Source organism: Cytophaga aurantiaca DSM 3654, from assembly GCF_000379725.1.
GTDB classification, from domain to species: domain Bacteria; phylum Bacteroidota; class Bacteroidia; order Cytophagales; family Cytophagaceae; genus Cytophaga; species Cytophaga aurantiaca.
On record NZ_KB903662.1, the window covers coordinates 77,477 to 95,212 of the forward strand.

Annotated in this window: 18 protein-coding genes; 13 read left to right on the top strand and 5 right to left on the bottom strand. The window is 38.4% G+C overall.

Annotated elements, in window-relative coordinates; translation table 11 throughout:
- Positions 1–3 precede the first annotated feature (3 nt).
- From A3EE_RS0114835 to A3EE_RS0114895, 12 genes are all read left to right on the top strand, one after another.
- Entirely contained in the window at positions 4–597 is a 594-nt protein-coding gene (locus tag A3EE_RS0114835; protein ID WP_018344226.1) for an HmuY family protein, read from the top strand.
- Between the two features lie 34 nt (positions 598–631).
- Positions 632–1,966 carry an HmuY family protein gene (locus A3EE_RS21485; RefSeq protein ID WP_018344227.1) on the top strand — a complete coding sequence of 445 codons (1,335 nt, stop codon included), beginning with the start codon at positions 632–634 and terminating at the stop codon, positions 1,964–1,966.
- A gap of 21 nt (positions 1,967–1,987) precedes the next feature.
- Positions 1,988–2,353, top strand: a complete 366-nt coding sequence (locus tag A3EE_RS0114850; RefSeq protein ID WP_018344228.1) for a glyoxalase superfamily protein — start codon at positions 1,988–1,990, stop codon at positions 2,351–2,353.
- Positions 2,354–2,358: 5 nt separating this feature from the next.
- On the top strand, positions 2,359–2,697 hold the full coding sequence (locus A3EE_RS0114855; RefSeq protein WP_157447046.1) for a DUF6686 family protein: 339 nt from the start codon (positions 2,359–2,361) through the stop codon (positions 2,695–2,697).
- Entirely contained in the window at positions 2,678–3,547 is an 870-nt protein-coding gene (locus A3EE_RS0114860) for a heme/hemin ABC transporter substrate-binding protein (protein WP_018344230.1), read from the top strand. Before A3EE_RS0114855 ends, A3EE_RS0114860 begins: the two co-directional genes overlap by 20 nt.
- 7 nt (positions 3,548–3,554) lie before the next feature.
- Complete coding sequence (locus A3EE_RS0114865; protein WP_018344231.1) at positions 3,555–4,625, top strand: FecCD family ABC transporter permease; 1,071 nt, start codon at positions 3,555–3,557, stop codon at positions 4,623–4,625.
- The gene (locus A3EE_RS20795; RefSeq protein ID WP_018344232.1) at positions 4,625–5,503 is read left to right on the top strand and encodes a heme ABC transporter ATP-binding protein; all 879 of its coding nucleotides are present in this window, start codon (positions 4,625–4,627) and stop codon (positions 5,501–5,503) included. The genes A3EE_RS0114865 and A3EE_RS20795 overlap by 1 nt, the downstream gene beginning before the upstream one ends.
- Complete coding sequence (locus A3EE_RS0114875; protein ID WP_018344233.1) at positions 5,454–6,488, top strand: hemin-degrading factor; 1,035 nt, start codon at positions 5,454–5,456, stop codon at positions 6,486–6,488. The genes A3EE_RS20795 and A3EE_RS0114875 overlap by 50 nt, the downstream gene beginning before the upstream one ends.
- A gap of 359 nt (positions 6,489–6,847) precedes the next feature.
- On the top strand, positions 6,848–7,828 hold the full coding sequence (gene rlmF / locus A3EE_RS0114880; protein WP_018344234.1) for a 23S rRNA (adenine(1618)-N(6))-methyltransferase RlmF: 981 nt from the start codon (positions 6,848–6,850) through the stop codon (positions 7,826–7,828).
- 17 nt (positions 7,829–7,845) lie between these two features.
- The gene (locus A3EE_RS0114885) at positions 7,846–8,835 is read left to right on the top strand and encodes a bile acid:sodium symporter family protein (protein WP_018344235.1); all 990 of its coding nucleotides are present in this window, start codon (positions 7,846–7,848) and stop codon (positions 8,833–8,835) included.
- Between the two features lie 124 nt (positions 8,836–8,959).
- Positions 8,960–10,147, top strand: coding sequence for an imelysin family protein (locus A3EE_RS0114890; protein WP_018344236.1), 1,188 nt, complete (start codon positions 8,960–8,962; stop codon positions 10,145–10,147).
- Positions 10,148–10,319: 172 nt separating this feature from the next.
- Entirely contained in the window at positions 10,320–11,762 is a 1,443-nt protein-coding gene (locus tag A3EE_RS0114895) for a di-heme oxidoreductase family protein (protein ID WP_018344237.1), read from the top strand.
- Positions 11,763–11,859: 97 nt separating this feature from the next.
- Here A3EE_RS0114895 and idi read toward each other — a convergent pair whose 3' ends face one another.
- Positions 11,860–12,402 (bottom strand): isopentenyl-diphosphate Delta-isomerase, encoded by a 543-nt coding sequence (gene idi / locus A3EE_RS0114900; RefSeq protein WP_018344238.1) that lies wholly within the window; start codon positions 12,400–12,402, stop codon positions 11,860–11,862.
- A 208-nt stretch (positions 12,403–12,610) separates the two neighbouring features.
- Between idi and A3EE_RS0114905 the strand changes: the two genes are divergently transcribed.
- On the top strand, positions 12,611–14,551 hold the full coding sequence (locus A3EE_RS0114905; RefSeq protein ID WP_018344239.1) for a sensor histidine kinase: 1,941 nt from the start codon (positions 12,611–12,613) through the stop codon (positions 14,549–14,551).
- 369 nt (positions 14,552–14,920) lie between these two features.
- Here the strand turns inward: A3EE_RS0114905 and A3EE_RS0114910 are convergent, their stop codons facing one another.
- The 4 genes from A3EE_RS0114910 to A3EE_RS0114925 form a co-directional block, all read right to left on the bottom strand.
- Positions 14,921–15,445, bottom strand: a complete 525-nt coding sequence (locus tag A3EE_RS0114910; RefSeq protein WP_018344240.1) for a YceI family protein — start codon at positions 15,443–15,445, stop codon at positions 14,921–14,923.
- Positions 15,446–15,556: 111 nt separating this feature from the next.
- Positions 15,557–16,459 carry a pirin family protein gene (locus A3EE_RS0114915; RefSeq protein ID WP_018344241.1) on the bottom strand — a complete coding sequence of 301 codons (903 nt, stop codon included), beginning with the start codon at positions 16,457–16,459 and terminating at the stop codon, positions 15,557–15,559.
- A 318-nt stretch (positions 16,460–16,777) separates the two neighbouring features.
- Positions 16,778–17,299 (bottom strand): hypothetical protein, encoded by a 522-nt coding sequence (locus A3EE_RS20800; protein WP_018344242.1) that lies wholly within the window; start codon positions 17,297–17,299, stop codon positions 16,778–16,780.
- A 15-nt stretch (positions 17,300–17,314) separates the two neighbouring features.
- A complete protein-coding gene (locus A3EE_RS0114925; protein WP_018344243.1) occupies positions 17,315–17,716 on the bottom strand; it encodes a hypothetical protein in 402 nt (133 codons plus the stop codon).
- Positions 17,717–17,736: the final 20 nt, after the last annotated feature.

The following is a 17,736-nucleotide window of genomic DNA, read 5'->3' on the forward strand; positions in this document are numbered from 1 at the left end:
CCTATGAATACATATATTTCAATACTGGCGTGCTGCATTGCACTAACAACCTTTTCCTGCAAAGAGGAAGATGCTCCGGCACCTGCGTCTACCAAGCAAACCATTATGGTTAAAAATCTGCCTGCCAATCCTGAAACAGGTGGGACAGGACATTATACATTTTTCAATTTAAAGAATAATGCAATTGTTCCGTTGGCGGATTCGGCAACAACCAAATGGGATATTGCATTTAATGCAACTACCATCATTACAAACAGCGGCTCAAGCGGTCCCGGAACAGTTGGCGTACAGATCTACACCGGTTTGTTTGATAATCTAACAGATGCGCCTGAAACAGGATATACACAAGATGCAGCTTCAGCTCATGCAATATCAACGGGTTCAGGAAATGGCTGGTATAATTACAATTCAACAACACATGTTATTTCATCTATTCCCGGTCGCGTTATTGTTGTGAAAACAAATGACAATACGTATGCAAAAATTGAGATTCTAAGCTATTATCAAAATGCTCCTGCAGCACCTGTGAATACAGACATTTCTCGCTACTATACCTTCAGATATGTATATCAGGGTGACGGAACAAGAAAATTTTAAATCAAACTTTAATTCATACTAACTATATATCACAATGAAAAAAAAATTACACGCCATCTTATTCATAATGGTGTCTGTATATGCGTCAAACGGACAAACATTTAACAATACATATACTATCTCTGATCTTGCAGCTACAAAAGGAACGAATAAATTTACGTTCTTTAATTTCACTACAGGAACTGAAGTTGCAGTTGCAGATTCAGCAACAGCAGCCTGGGATATTGCATTCAGTGGTACAACAATAATTTTTAACGGTGGAGTAAAAGGTCCAAGCACAGTAGCTGCTCAATACGTTACTCCGTCTACATTTGATGCAATTACAAAAGCACCTGAAACAGGTTACACATTAACTATTTTAGGTGGTTCCGGAAGCTGGTATACCTATTATCCGGGTGCTGATTTCAGCGGTCCACACACAATTTTACCAATCGAAGGTAAAATGATCGTTGCAAAATTGGCGAACGGAAGATATGTAAAGCTTCAGATTTTAAATTACTATCAGGGTGCACCTACTGATGTACCTACTACAGGTGCTCCATACGCAGGAGTTGGTAAATACTATTCATTTAAATATGAGATATCAAATGCTGCGGCTGAATTAAATACTACCTATGCAGCTTCTGATTTTGCTGCAACGAGAGGCACTGGTAAATTCACCTACTTTAATTTTACAACCGGTGAAGAAGTAGCGGTAGAAGATTCTGCAACCACAAAATGGGATATTGGTTTCAGCGGTACAACGGTAATATTTAATGGTGGTACAAAAGGCCCGGGTTCAGTAGCTGCTCAATATGTTACTTCAACATATGATGATGTTACAGAAGTACCTGCTTCAGGTTATGCATTGAATGTTGTAAGCGGATCAGGAAGCTGGTATACATACTACCCGGGAGCTGCGAATGAAGGTCCGCATACAATTGTACCGATCGAAAATAAAATCATCGTTGCTAAATTGTCGGCTACAAAATATGTAAAAGTTCAGATCTTAAGTTATTACCAGGGTGCACCGACAAATGTACCAACTACAGGTGCTGACTATACAGGAGTTGGAAAATACTATGCATTCCGTTATACACTAATGGATGTGGTTGCGGAAGAAATAGCAACAGGTGTGTTAACTGCAGCTACCAAAACAATTTCTATTTATCCAAACCCGATCTCATCTACATCGGCTGACTTAACTATTGGTTCAGAGATCAGCGCTGGAACAGTAAAGATTATGGATTTAGTAGGTAATCAAGTTTATACTGGTTCTGTTACACATTCAAACATGCAGTTAACAAATTTGAATCTGACACAAGGTATTTATGTAGTTGTGTTGGAATCGGATGGTATGGTATACCAACAAAAATTAGTCGTTAAATAAGTACGTTGAACAAAAAATAAAATGAAACATTTTGCGATACCTGTTTTACGCATCTTTGATTATCAAAAGGCATTAGACTTCTATATAAATTGGTTGGAATTTAATATAGACTGGGAGCATCAACAAGCTCCCGGGATGCCTAAATACATTCAGATCTCAAGCGATTCTATAAAAATACATTTAACAGAACATCACGTTGATTGCAGTCCGGGTGCAAAAGTATTTATTGAATTTTCTTTTCTGAAGGAATTCCATAAAGAGCTGATTGCTAAAAAATATCCGTTTAATAAACCTACAATCGAAATGGCGCCCTGGAATGCAATGATCATGGAGGTTACAGATCCGTTTGGAAATAAATTATTATTCAACGAAAGTATTCAGCGTTAATGGGAATGGGGGAGTTCTGTTCAATGAAGATTCTTTGCGAAACCGAACATGGTAAAATCTATACCTGTTCCGGCTGCGATGGAAAGATTGTGTTTGTATTTAAGAATATAACACAGTCGATGGAGAAAGAATATTTTCACAAGTTTGAGACAAATATTTCTGCACTTCAATTTGAACAGTACTTCCACGATTTTCCCAATGAAAAACAAATACACATTCGTACAGAATGGAACACCTTGTTCTATTCATTTACAATAAAGGAGATAAGTGAAGTAAAATCACTTTTCCAACAGGCAAATTTCAAAATTAAATTATTCGAGCGTTATGCGTTATTTCTCAATTAAAAAAACAGGTGCTTCAACAGCTCATGCATGGAGAGTACTTCCTGTGGTATGTATCGTTTTCCTGCTTACCGCATTTCGCTCAGGCGAATCTGCATCTATGAAGATTGTTTCCGTGAATGGAACAATGAGTGAGATCATCTGTAGCCTGGGTTTAGAAAGTTCGCTGGTTGGGATTGATGTTACAAGTACCTATCCAGCCTCATTGGATAAGGTTGCGAAGATCGGGCATAATCGTTCGGTATCTTCGGAAGGCATTGTTGCACTTGCACCCTCATTGGTTGTAGGTATGCAAAATGATTTGAAACCTACCATCATCGAACAGTTGACATCATCCAACATCAAAACAAAATTGTTTACGCAGGATCTTTCTATCGAAGGAACTAAAAAATTGATTACCGAAGCGGGTGTTTATTTTAATCAACCTGCAAAAGCAGCAGCATTGATCGCACAGCTTGATAAAGATATTGCATCGGTTAAAAAGCCTTCGGTTAAAAAGAAAGTGTTATTCATTTATGCACGTGGCGCAGGAAGCATGATGGTTTCCGGGACAGGTACTTCGGTTGATAAGATCATTCAGCTTTCAGGCGGACAAAATGCGGTAACATCTTTTGTAGATTATAAACCTTTGACTGCTGAAGCCTTACTTGCTGCGAATCCCGATGTAATCTTATTATTTGATAGCGGTCTGGAAAGCGTTGGAGGTGTTGAGGGATTATTAAAAGTACAAGGCATTGCACAAACCAATGCAGGTAAAAACAAAAAGATCGTCACAATGGATGGACAATTGCTTACAGGTTTTGGTCCGCGTTTGGGTAAAGCCATGATCGATCTTTCGTCTAAGTTGCAATAAAACGTTTATGAAAACTACTTCGAAACAACGGATCATTCTCATTACACTTTCTTTCCTGCTACTGACCTTCGTTGTGCTGTCTGCAGGAAATGGTGCTTTACATATTTCACCTATACAGGTTATATCCATCATCTTACACAAAGTTGGAATATCGGATATTGCAGCATTTGATGAAGGTCAATACAATGTATTCTGGATCATTCGTTTTCCTCGTGTGATGTTAGGTTTACTGATCGGGGCAGGACTTGCTTTGTCGGGTGCAGCGTTGCAGGGCTTATTCCGTAATCCGCTTGCAGATCCAGGTTTGATAGGTATTTCAGCAGGTGCTTCGTTAAGTGCAGTTCTTGTAATTGTTTTTTTATCGATGCTTTCTTCTACGCCATACTTTGCGTTGGTGGAGGGTATGGTTGGTTATTATACATTAAATATTGTAACCTTCATCGGTTCATGCATTACCTCTTTCATTGTATTCAGTGCATCGCGTACAAATGGTAAAACGAATGTAACTACAATGTTATTGGGGGGCATTGCAATCAATGCCTTGTGCGGCGCAATGATTGGTTTGATCACCTATTATGCTACAGATGCAGAATTACGCAACATTACCTTCTGGACATTGGGAAGTTTAGGCGGAGCAAGCTGGAACACCGTATTTACCGTGCTTCCGTTTATACTTATTCCGGTTGTGATGTTACCGCGTTTATCAAAAGCATTGAATACATTGGCTCTGGGAGAAAAAGAAGCTTCGTATTTAGGGGTATCGGTAGATAAATTAAAAATTCAGATCATTATCTTCTCTACTATGGCTGTAGGTTCAGCAGTTGCAGTAGCCGGTATAATATCCTTTGTAGGTTTAGTTGTGCCGCACGTATTGCGTATGATGGGAGGTCACAATCAACGTTACATTCTGATCGGCTCTTCGCTGGCAGGAGCATTGCTGTTAACCGGTTCAGATTTGTTGGCCCGCGTGATCGTTGCTCCGGCTGAATTGCCTATAGGTGTAATAACTGCATTGATTGGTACACCGGTATTCGCGTGGATCTTGCTTAGACATAAAAAAGAAAGTCAGTTTATATAATGTTAGAAGCAGTTAACATATCGGTATCGATCGGTTCAAAAAAAATATTGAATGCTGTTTCGATGCGAGCGAAACCAGGAGAGCTGCTTGTAATCGCAGGTCCGAATGGAGCGGGCAAATCAACACTGTTAAGAGTTCTATCTGAAAAAACAAAACTGGACACTGGTTTCGTGAGCATTAACGGCGAAGATATGTACACACAAGATGCGAAGCAACTTGCAAAAATTCGTGCGGTACTTGCTCAATCCTATGTAACAGGCTTACCTTTTCAGGTAGAAGAAATTGTAATGATGGGAAGGTATCCGTATTTTAAAGAACATCCCAATCCGGAAGATACACACATTGTTCAGGAAGTATTAGAAGTTCTGGACATTGCCCATTTATCAAATCGCGTATATGCAACCTTATCGGGAGGAGAACAGCAACGCGTTCAATTGGCTCGTGTGCTTGCGCAGATCTGGATAAACGAAAAAGACAAAACTGAAGAAGTGAATTATTTATTTCTGGACGAACCCGTTTCAAGTTTAGATCTGTACCATCAGCAAGTAGTCCTGCAGACAGCAAAACGCATGGCTGCAAAGGGATTTTGTGTAATAGCTGTACTGCATGATCTGAATCTAATTTCTCAATATGCAGATAATGTATTGCTCTTAAGCAAAGGATATGTAGAAGCCTACGGTACTCCTGAATTCGTTTTTACGAAAGAACGTATCAAGTATGTGTATGGCCTGGATGTTCATCTGATCCGAGATCCTGTTTCAGAACAATTACTCATCATACCTGATTCAACATCATTTAAAATAAATCCAACAAATAATACTAAATACTATGACAACAACAACTCAATTAACGCTGACAGAGCGCTGGAATCAATTTAAAATTGAATTTCCTAAAAAACGTATCCGTGAAGCTGCTCAAGCACTTGATGTAAGCGAAGCAGAATTGCTAGCAACGGAAGTAGGTGCAGGAACAATTAAATTAGAAGGAGATTTTTCTGAATTATATAAACAACTACCAACGTTGGGTCGTGTGATGTCTTTAACACGTAACGATGGCTGTGTATTGGAGCACAAAGGTCTGTTTGAAAATATCAATGTACAAGGCGAAGCTCATAAAGTTGGTACGTTGATTGGTTCTATTGAAGCGCGTGCTTTTTTCAATTTCTGGAAATTTGCATTCGCAAGTGAAGTGAAAACTGCTCATGGTTCAATGAAGAACATACAATTCTTTGATGCGGCAGGTGTTGCAGTTACAAAGATCTATCTGTTAGAAGAAGGTGGAAATTCTGTCGCCTATCAAAAGATCGTTGATACCTATAAAGCTGCAGATCAAACAACGGAGCTTGAGATCACACCGGAACTTGCTCCAACGTATGTGGAGCATATTGACGAAGCAGCTTTCATTGCAGACTGGACTGCATTAAAAGACACACACGATTTTTTTATGATGCTTCGAAAGTATAAAGTAAACCGCATGCGTGCGCTTGAAATTGCCGGCAATACATTCACACGTAAATCCGATAAGTCTAAATTAACTGCAATGCTTGAGGCAGCAGCAAAAGATACATTGCCGATCATGATCTTTGTTGGAAGCAAAGGAAATATTCAAATCCACCAAGATGTAATAAAAACGGTTCGCGTGATGGACAACTGGTTAAATATTTTAGATCCGAATTTCAATATGCATTTAAACCTGGATGAAATTGCAGATACATGGGTTGTTAGAAAACCAACAACGGATGGAGAAGTAACGTCGATCGAATGCTTTAATAAAGACCGTGAATTAGTCGTTCAGTTCTTTGGTTTACGCAAACCTGGTAAGCCAGAATTGACAGAATGGAGAGAATTGGTAAATACGATTTAATTTTTGAAATAAAAAAGTTTGACATTCGTCAGACCACCTTTTTGTGGTCCGACGAATGTCGTTAATCATCTTTCGTTTTAATTTTTTTATTAATTGTTAAAACCGCTCTTTTTAGAAATAATAAGAGCGGTTTTATTTTGTAGAGGTTAATCTCATTCAACTCTTGGGACGCTGCCCCAAGTTCTGATATATCAGGCTTTCAGCCTCTGTGTGTTTTATCATTCGATAAGCCTGTAAGGCTTAAACAGAATAGCTTAGGGTATGCCCCAAGAAGAAAGAGCCAATTGTAAATTTTTAAGTATCTTTACCGGTGCGCTTATTTAGACGCAAATTTCCCGAATAATAATACTGCCACATTCATGTCTGATAAAAAAAAGAAAAAAGAACATCCTGCTGTTAAGCATCAAATGCATCCGAATAATAAACATCGCGAGCGTTATGATTTTCCTGCATTGATTTCTTCTGTACCTGAATTGGCAGAATACGTAACAACAAATATTTATGGCGATGAGTCGATCGACTTTTTTAATCCCGCTGCTGTTACCTGTTTGAATAATGCCTTGTTAAAACATTATTACGATATAACCGAATGGAGTATTCCGGAAGGATATTTATGTCCGCCTATACCCGGGCGTGCAGACTACATTCATCACATTGCAGAGTTATTAGGTACAAGCAATAAAATGAGAATACCCAAAGGAAAACATGTTCGATGTCTGGATATTGGTGTAGGCGCAAATTGTGTGTATCCGATTATTGGAAGTAAAGAGTACGATTGGAGTTTTGTTGGTTCGGATATCGATCCGGTTTCAATTGCTTCTGCTAAACATATTGTTGAATCGAATGCAGTTCTTAAAGATCATGTGACACTGCGTTTGCAAAAACATCCGGAAGATATATTTTTCGGGATCATTGGAGAAGGAGAGAAGTTCGATCTGACAATTTGCAATCCTCCTTTTCATGTATCTGCTGAAGCTGCTGCCGAAGGTACCTTACGTAAATTAAGCAATCTGCAACATAAGAAAGTAACCGAAACGAAATTGAATTTCGGGGGACAAAAAAATGAGTTGTGGTGCGAAGGTGGCGAACTGTATTTTGTTCGTAATATGATTCGTGAAAGTAAAAAGTTTGCAACATCCTGTTTGTGGTTTTCAACCTTGGTTTCAAAACAAGCTAACCTGGAAAAGTTCTACAGTCAATTAGAATTGCTGGCGCCCTTTGATGTGCGTACGATACCGATGGGACAAGGCAATAAATCCAGTCGTTTAATCGCATGGACTTTTCAATCTAAAGAAGCTCAGGCAAAATGGCGAAACGAACGTTGGAAAGAATCGGTTTAACAATTTATAATTCATAAATGACTTCATTCTTCAGCACCTTATCAAAAGCCGGACTCAACGGATTCTTTTTTTGTCTGATCGCTGTCGTTGCATTGGCGTTTCAGTTTCCTGCATGGGGCGCAGAAGATAGTCTTATACCACTTTCTGAAATTGCCCAATATGGTGTATCGATTATTTTCTTTTTTTACGGATTGAAATTAAGTCCGGAGAAATTAAAAGCAGGCTTGTACAATTGGCGCTTACATTTGTTGATTCAATCCAGCACGTTTATTTTCTTCCTGCTGCTTATTTTACTTGTGCATTATGCATTTGGCAATGAAAACAATCCGTTGTTGTGGCTGGGTGTTTTTTATGTTGGTGCATTGCCCTCTACCGTATCATCATCTGTTGTAATGGTTTCTATTGCAGGAGGCAACATGCCTGCAGCCATTTTCAATGCAAGTATTTCAAGCATACTTGGGGTATTTATCACACCGATCTGGATGACACTTTTCATTGGAGAAATGGATTCAGAAATGGATACAACTCAGGTGATTATTAAATTGTGCTTTCAGGTATTGGTGCCAGTTATGATTGGGTTGTTTTTACATAAATGGCTCGGTCATATTACAGAGCGCTTCAAATTGGCATTGCGTGTATTTGATCAGACAATTATTTTATTGATTGTCTTTACGTCTTTTTGCGAATCGGTTGCCGGAAAAATGTTTGAGCATCTGCCTCTTTCACAGATAGTGCTTTTGGGTATCGCAATGCTCTTATTGTTTCTCACGATGTTTGGAATCATGTACGGATTTTCTTTTGTTCTGAAATTGAACAGAGAAGACCGGATCGCGGTTTTGTTTTGCGGTTCAAAAAAATCACTGGTGCAAGGTGCTGTAATGGGAAAAGCATTGTTTCCCGATCCCTTAATTTTTGGAGTGGTTTTGCTGCCATTGATGCTATATCATGCCCTTCAATTGATAGCCAGCAGTATTATTGCTGAAGCAATAGGCTCTTCAAAGCACTAATCTTAATTTCAAATATTTAATAATCAGTATATTGATTATTTATTGAAAAAATTATTCTACTATTTTTAATAAGTCTAAATTAATATAATTAAATTTGAGCAACCTACAACTCATAATTATATTAATGAAAAATATTTCTCTTTTAATGCTTGCAGGTGTCTTGTTGACACAGGTCTCCTGTAAAAAGGACGACGATGCAGCAGCACCGGATGTTCAGGCTCAAGTTGTTCAAACGTATGCAGATGTTGTTTTTGCAACGTATGAAGATTCATGGATCACAGCTAAAAATTTAAAAGCTACAGCAGCAGCTTTCGTTGCGGATCCATCTCAAGCAGGTTTAGAAGCTACCCGCGCTGCTTATCTTGCAGCACGTACTCCATACATTCAAAGCGAAGCATTCCGTTTTTATGCCGGTCCGATCGATGATGACAGAGGCCTGGAAGGTTTGTTAAATTCCTGGCCGCTTGATGAATCGTATATTGATTATGTTCAGGGAAATGCTGGTGCAGGTATCATTAATGATGCAACAACATTCCCTTCAATCAACACAACGGTTATTGCTGCGAACAATCAACCGGAAGGTGCTGGTGAAGAAAGTGTAAGTTGCGGATATCATGCAGTTGAGTTTTTATTATGGGGTCAGGATTTTTCGGTAGATGGCCCGGGCAACAGACCATATACAGACTACATCGTTGGTACAGGTGGTACTGCTACGAATCAGGCAAGAAGAGCTCAATATTTATTAGCATGTATTGATTTACTTATTGAAAATCTAAACACGTTAAAAGAAGAATGGAAAGCGGGTGGTGGTCAGAATTACAGAGCCACATTTGTTTCTACACCAAATGCATCCATTTCAAATTTCTTAACGGGTGTATTCAGATATACAGATGGAGAATTATCTGTAGAACGTATGTATGTTGCTTTACATTCTGAAGATGGTGATGCTAATAGACAGGAAAACGAACAATCATGTTTCAGTGATCAGACGAACAACGATATCATCCTTGGTCAAAAAGGAATCAGAAATGTTTACCTTGGGAAATATGTACGTATCGATGGTTCAGTAGTAGAAGGTAAAGGGTTAACGGATCTGGTGTCTGTTGCTGATGCAACTACAAATACAGCGGTTCTTGCTGCAATTTATGATGCAGATATTAAAGTGAATGCCATTCATGCTCCGTTTGATAATGAAATTGTAAGCACAAATCCTGCAGGGAATATTCGTGTACAAAATGCAATTGATGCCTTACATGCGGAAGCTGCTCAATACCAGACTGCAGGTGGGAAGCTGGGTATGATCATCAACTAGTTATCAGATCAATTGAATATAAATTCAATAAAAAGAATTTTTTGAACGGATTATAAAAAACATAATTCGAACATATTAATATATTAATTTAGCCGTCGAGTTACATAAATTGTAATCCGACGGCTAACTTGCTGAAATGCCTTTATGAATTCCGGTGATATAGAGTACGTGTATGTTTAAAAAATCGAGTTTAATTCTTTCTGTAATCTTGTTTGTATCTGTTACAACGATGCAGTTCTGTCATCACAATAACGATGCGCCAGCTCCATCGAATTCAGGTACGGCAGAAGTGGATGAAGAATATTCCGGAGGCACTACCACCATCTTTGATGCTACAATGAATGCATTTGGTTTTCCTGCACAAAATTTATCTCAGTTTGAAAAAAATAAATTTTCTTTAGGCAATTCTGTTTTTAAAGCCAATTGGGTTGTAGCGCCGGCATCAACAACTTCACTTGACGGTTTAGGTCCTTTGTTTAATTCACGTTCCTGTTCAGGTTGTCATACCTTAGATGGCAGAGCCACACCTCCGGTAAATGCGGGTGATGATTTGGGCGGCTTATTATTCCGATTAAGTATTCCGGGTGATGACGGACATGGAGGTCCCTTGGGTGATCCGCAATACGGTGGACAATTAAGCAATCACGGTATCTATGCCGGAGCAAGTATGACAGCTGTTGCGGAAGGCACTGTTGATGTTACATATAGTATGATCACCGGTACCTATAACGATGGAACGAGCTACGAATTAAGAGATCCCCACTATACCTTCCGGGATTTGGGTTATGGGCCTTTCAGTACAGGCATCATGTATAGTCCGCGTCTGGCGCAGCAAATACCTGGTTTAGGTTTGCTTGAAGCAATCAGCGAAGCAGATATTCTGGCCTTGGCCGATCCTTCGGATGCCAATGATGATGGTATTTCGGGCCGACCGAATTATGTGTGGAATTATAAGACAAGTACTACAGATATAGGTCGCTTTGGATGGAAAGCCAATCAGCCTACATTGCTGCAACAAACAGCTGGTGCGGCGATGGGCGATATGGGACTAAGTACTACCTTATTTCCGGATCAGAATTTAACCGGACAGCAAGTAACAGATTACGGTGCATGGACTACAGGTGGTACACCCGAAATGCAGGTGAATGATTTTGATCAGTTGGTATTTTATTGTCAGACCTTAGCTGTGCCAGCGCGCAGAAACTGGGAAGATGCAGAAGTGTTGCGTGGTAAAGTATTATTTACGCAAGCAAAATGTGCATCGTGTCACACACCTTATTTTCAAACGGGAACACATCCGATCACAGCCCTTAGCAATCAAAAAATCCGTCCGTATACAGATCTGCTATTACATGATATGGGAGCGGGACTGGCGGATGGAAGACCGGATTACTTAGCAACAGGAACCGAATGGAGAACACCGCCGCTATGGGGCATAGGCTTGATCCAAACCGTAAATAACGGAGGTCGTTTCTTAATGCACGACGGTAGAGCGCGTAGTGTAGCAGAAGCAATTTTATGGCATGGAGGCGAAGCCCAATTTTCTCAAAAAGCATTTATAAAAATGAATGCTGCTGATAGAGCGGCCTTGCTGAAATTCGTAAATTCCTTGTAAGGTTTATTTTATTCAATTGGTATAAAAAATAATCCCTGAATATCCTTACGATTCTCAGGGATTATTTTTTTGAGTCAGCTTTGCTAAACAAAAGCCATCAGTTATTTTTTTGTATGAACTTTTTAAGATCGTTAAAGGTGATCAAAAACCACTTTGTGAATTGCTCCGGATCTTGGCTGAGTTCTTTTTCAAGTTGATCGAATGAAACGTATTTGAAGGCATGTACTTCATCACGGTTAAAAGGAATATCATTCCCATCAAAATGCCCGATTAATACGTGGTCGAATTCGTGCTCAATTAAACCCTGGCCAACATCAGCTTTGTATATAAAGGTATACGCCGTTGCTACATCGCATTCAATACCCATTTCTTCTTTCAGTCGGCGTTTGGCTGCATCAATAGTTGATTCACCTTTGCGTTGATGACTGCAGCAGGTATTGGTCCATTTTAAAGGCGAGTGGTATTTTGAGGACGCACGTTGCTGAAGCAACAGTTCACCTTTGCTGTTAAAAATGAAAACAGAAAAAGCACGATGCAGCAAGCCTTTTTCATGCGCTTCCATTTTTTCCATCAAGCCTGTTTCATTATCCTGCTCGTCAACTAATAATACGTACTCGTTTGTATTCACTTTAAATTTCATTCGAATGGTAAACGAATATACCGTAATTCTTGCTTATCTAGTACTGGTCGGAATTTATTTTTTGCGTTTATTCTATAAATGGAAATATTGGAAACAATAACAATGCAGTTGGTGTAATTTTCTTACGCGTATGGGCGTTTTATGAAATGAAATGCTATATTTAATTAATAGCATAGAATAAGGTTTTTAAGTCTTAATGGAATGGTGAATGCAGTTATGGATCGGTAGATATTATCTGAACAGTGAAAAATCCTTTTTAATAAAATGGATGGGGATACTTTTTTTTCAGATGCTGATCATTGGGAACATGGCTCAGGCCGAAACACCAGTTTATTTAACAGGGAAAGAAAATCTCTTTATCATTGACAGCGCAAATTTTCAGGAATGGAATCCCATTAATAAAACCGCTTCTCCGGCAACAACGAAATTTTTCAGGAATAAAAATGTCAAGCAATCTGCCTGGTATGTATTTAAGATCACCAATACAACAAAAACCTCTCTTGAATGGTATTTGGTGTCCTATAATTATTCCATCAATTTAATTGATCTGGTTTCAATTTCGGATGGCGGACAAACTGAAGAGTTTCATTTTCGGGATACAACAAGTATTTACAACCGCATCATTAAACATAAGCAACCTGTTTTTAAAATCGCCTTAAAAGCAAACGAGACAAAAACGTATTACTTACGACTGAAAAATGAGTCGACATACAACTATGTATTTGCGTTGTATTCACATGAAAAATTTTTGTCACACTTTTTTATCGAATACATTGAATTCGGGATTTTCTATGGGTTCGTCTTTTTTGCTTTTATATACAGTCTTATTTATTATGTATTGCTGCGCGAAAAGGTCGTATTGTTTTATTGTCTGTTCGTCTTATCTCAATTGATCTTTATGTTATTCAGAGATGGCAACGGATTGTTTGTGGTTCCAAGTTTTCCTGAATATGCAGATCTGATAAAAAACATTTCACGTGGTTTTTTGAGTGTTACGATGCTGCTTTATACAACCTACTTTTTGAAAATACCAACAAAAGGCAACTTGTTTAAAGGCATTGTAGTTGTTATTGTTCTGCGGATGGCATACACATTTTTTATGCTGAACGATACAACAGAGTATACCTATCACATTGAGTTCTTTATTATTCTTTTATGTATTTATTTATCTGTCCGTTCGTATAAGGAGAATTCAGACACGCGTTACATGGCAGTAGGTTTGATTCTGTTGGGTATCTCATATCTGGTTTATTATGAATCCATCATTATTACCCGTTCCTATAGTTCGGTTGGTTTTTTTGCATTGTATTATGGAGTAGCTGCTGAATGTATTTTCATGACACTTGCATTGACCGAACGTTTTAAACGTCTTCGAATCGAAAGCTTTAAGCAGGTTCAAATGAATAAGGATCTTGAAGAGATGGTTGGAAAGCGTACCGAAGTTATTGCTGAACAGAATAAATTATTGGAAGAACGTTCAAACGAATTGAATTTGTTTTTGTACAGTGTATCGCATGACCTGAAAGGTCCGCTGAAAACCATAGAAGGCTTGTGCAACATTGGAGAACACGATGCTACAACCAATCATGTTGAAATATTTGAATTGATCAAACGTAAATTGAAAAATCTGGAATCGAATATTTCGGATCTGAATGTTGTTACAAAATTAAAGAACGAAGCCTTACCAAAAGTTCAGATCCATTTTGATTCTATACGTGCAGAGATGGAAGATCGTTTTCAATTTTATGAGGGCTATGATTCCATACAGATCAATTATTCAAACAGTCTGAAACGGCCGTATTGGGCAGATCTGTTTTCGATAAAATGTATCTATCAGAATATTTTTGAAAATGCATTGAAGTATCGGGATGTAAATAAAAAAGCACTCATATCCATTTCTATTTCGCAAGATGACAATTATCTGAAAATTAAAATTGCAGATAATGGTGTGGGTATTTCTGAAAACGTATTGCCTAAAATATTTAATATGTTTTACAGAGGCAATGAAAAGTCAAGAGATGACACAGGCTTGGGATTGTTTATTGTGAACCTGGCAGTCGAACGATTAGACGGAACGATTTCAGTTGAAAGTACCGAGCATATCGGTACAACGTTTACAATTATGCTTCCCTTTGATCCTGAAAAATAAAAATAGTCGTTGATTCCCTTTTTTTAATCCCGTTAGGGATATAATATCTGTAGCAAAAGATTAATTCGCATCAAAACATGTACAAGTCCCCTCGGGACGATATGGTGAAATCATTACAAGTCGCTCCTATACGGAGCTCCGCGCGTAAGTAGTTGATGTTTGTTTTGTTTCTACAGATATGTTACTCCGCTGGAGTAATTACTGGGATTGATAAAGTCGATGTTAATTTTAGCCTCTTGGATATAATAATTCCTTAGATTGACGGTTGGCTGTATTCAGAATAGCAGCATAATGTTACTAATATAGTATACGATATTAGTAAGTCGTCAGACCACTTTTTTGTGGTCCGACGACTGGATATAAACTAGCTTATTGTTTCAATAACTGCACGTTTGCAATCAATTTTACTTCATCACTTACCAATACACCACCCGCTTCTGTTGGTGCGTTCCATGTTAAACCGAAGTCTTTGCGATTGATTTTTCCGGTTACTTCGAAACCTGCTTTTGTATTACCCCATGGATCTTTAGCTGTACCACCGTATTCAACAGCAAGTGTTACGGAGTTTGTAACATCTTTGATTGTTAGATCACCAACCAATTCAAAGCCGTCGCCTTTTTTAGCAAACTTCGTTGCTTTGAAACTTAGTTTAGGGAATTTTTCAACGTCAAAGAAGTCGCCGCTTTTTAAGTGGCCATCGCGTTGGTCGCTGTTCGTATTGATCGAAGCTGTATTTGCTTCAAAAGATATTTTTGCGTTTTCAAAAGTATCTCCTGCTTCAACTGTACCGCTGAATTCGTTAAAGCTACCTGTAACAGTAGTAATTACTAAGTGTTTTACTTTGAACTGAATTTCAGAGTGAGAAGCGTCGATTATCCAATTTGTAGTTGCCATGATTGTATGTATTTAAATTGTTATGTATATGATTTATTATGAATTATTTTTTTGAACTCTCCAAGGGTTTAAAACCCTTGGAGAGTTATATTTTGAATTATGAATATATTTTTACTGAACACTGTCCACCGACAACTGACCACTTGAGTAATCAATCGTCCCGTAATCTCCGTTGAAGAAATCTCTGTATGCATGGGCGATCTCCAAACGACTGTTCATTACAAACGGACCTTCTGCATAGATCGCTTCGGTATAGGGTTCTCCGCCGAATAGAATGATATCAATTTCGGTGATGTTGTTATTGGTAAACGTGATGCTTCCATTATCTCTACCAAATGCAACGATCTCACTTTTACTTACAGCTTGTCCGTTAATAATTGCTTCATCAGAAGGAACAAATGCCGCATATTCCAAATGGGGTTTCGTTTCATAGCTGAAGCTTGATTTTGGATTCAGCTTGATGTGGTAGATAAACTGTTCTGTAAATGTTTTTACAGGAGAACGGTTGTCTCCGCATGCACCGATCACAATACGCATCACACCTGCTTCGTTCGGAAGAACTACTTCAGGAATTTCACTTGCCTGCACTGCCATATAATCCGGATTCTCTGCTTTGTTTAGAGCAGGAAGATTGATCCAGAATTGCAAGCCATGCATGATACCGCCACGCTCCTGAAAGTCCGGACTGAAATGCTCGTCATGTATAACACCCTTACCGGCTTTCATCCATTGTGCGCCACCTGCTTCAACAATGCCATGCTGACCGTTGCTGTCAAAGTGCTCCAACGCTCCGCTGAATAGATAACTGAAAGTTGCAATGCCACGGTGCGGATGCGCATCTTTTCCGTTTGGTGCAGAAGGTGTTTTGGGCTTCTGAACAGTAGGGTATAAGTGATCCAGAAACACAAACGGACCCACTGCTTCAATATATCTGTTCGGTACCAATCGATTCACTAAAAGTTCTCCAACTTTGGAATTGATGCCACCATATTTGGTTACGATTGTCTTTTCCATTTTCGTAGTACTTATTTCTCCAAAACAGGAAAAGCATTTTACTTTCCCTTTTTGTTGATACAAAGTAACAGTGGAAAAAGAAGATTCGGATTGATAAATGACAAGAAAGAGACTTGACAAATGTCAAGAGGAGGGAATTTTGAATTATGACTTATAAATTATGAATTGTTCGAAAGGAGGAGAGGATTTCGACCCCAGCGGGGTCGCATGTCTATAGAAAAAATAATATAGATATATTATACGCACAATCCCGCAGGGATTTTATTAATGTGATATGTTAAAATCAACATAATAAAAATATGGGGTAGGTAGCTTTTATTAAATTTTATTTAAGTCCGTTAACATTGTATTCAAGATATTGTTATGCTCTGTCGTTATCTCGCCATCATACTGTCTATTTAAAATCAACTGTCGTTGGATCGCAATTTTCGCAAGATCTTTTAATTCAGTATCAACCTGACCGGATATTTTTATCTGTCCAAAAGCCGCGGCAATGATTGTATTGTCCATACAAGTAATAAAATGAGGGTCTTCTTCTTGCAGTTTTTTTAACGTTGCTTCGTCAAGATTTTTTGAGCATCCCTCACTCACATACTTAAAGCCAAATTCATCAATTGTCTTAAACAACCATTTAATAATTCCTTTTCCTTTTTTCTCCTGATAGAATTCTTCAAGGTTAAACAATAAGTCAGCTCCATCGTCATTACCAAACGGAGAAAAGTCGTACGTGCAGTCATAATAAAAATCTGCCGTCATGTTTTTTACAAAGTTCGGATGGCTTGTCTCTTTCGCCAACGCGTCACCTTCGGGGTCGTCATAATAAAATTTTTTTCCAAACATAACTTGTGCACTGTTCTATTTCCCTACCCTGGTTTTATACTTAGAGTCAAAAGACTTTATATCCATCATCCAATATTCGATCCTGTCACGTATTTCAAACCTATTTGCACAGTCAAATTTTTCTATCTCAAACATCTCGTCTATTGCCATCCAGCTAAGTTTAGCGTAATATTTTCCATTGATATCGTTACCTGGCAACCAACTTATATCAATATTAAAATGATTTGTTTTTGGAATTGCATATTCTCCTTGTTCGTTTACGAGACATTCCTGAATCCACAATACATCGTCCGTAAATCCCTCGTACCAATTATTTATAAAACTTCTTCCGAAATCAGCTTGTGGGTCTGAGTCATATAGTTTATTGTCTAAGACTACCCAGCCATAAGGTATTCCGATTCTTAACAACTCTGCCATATTTGTATTTGTTTGAATAA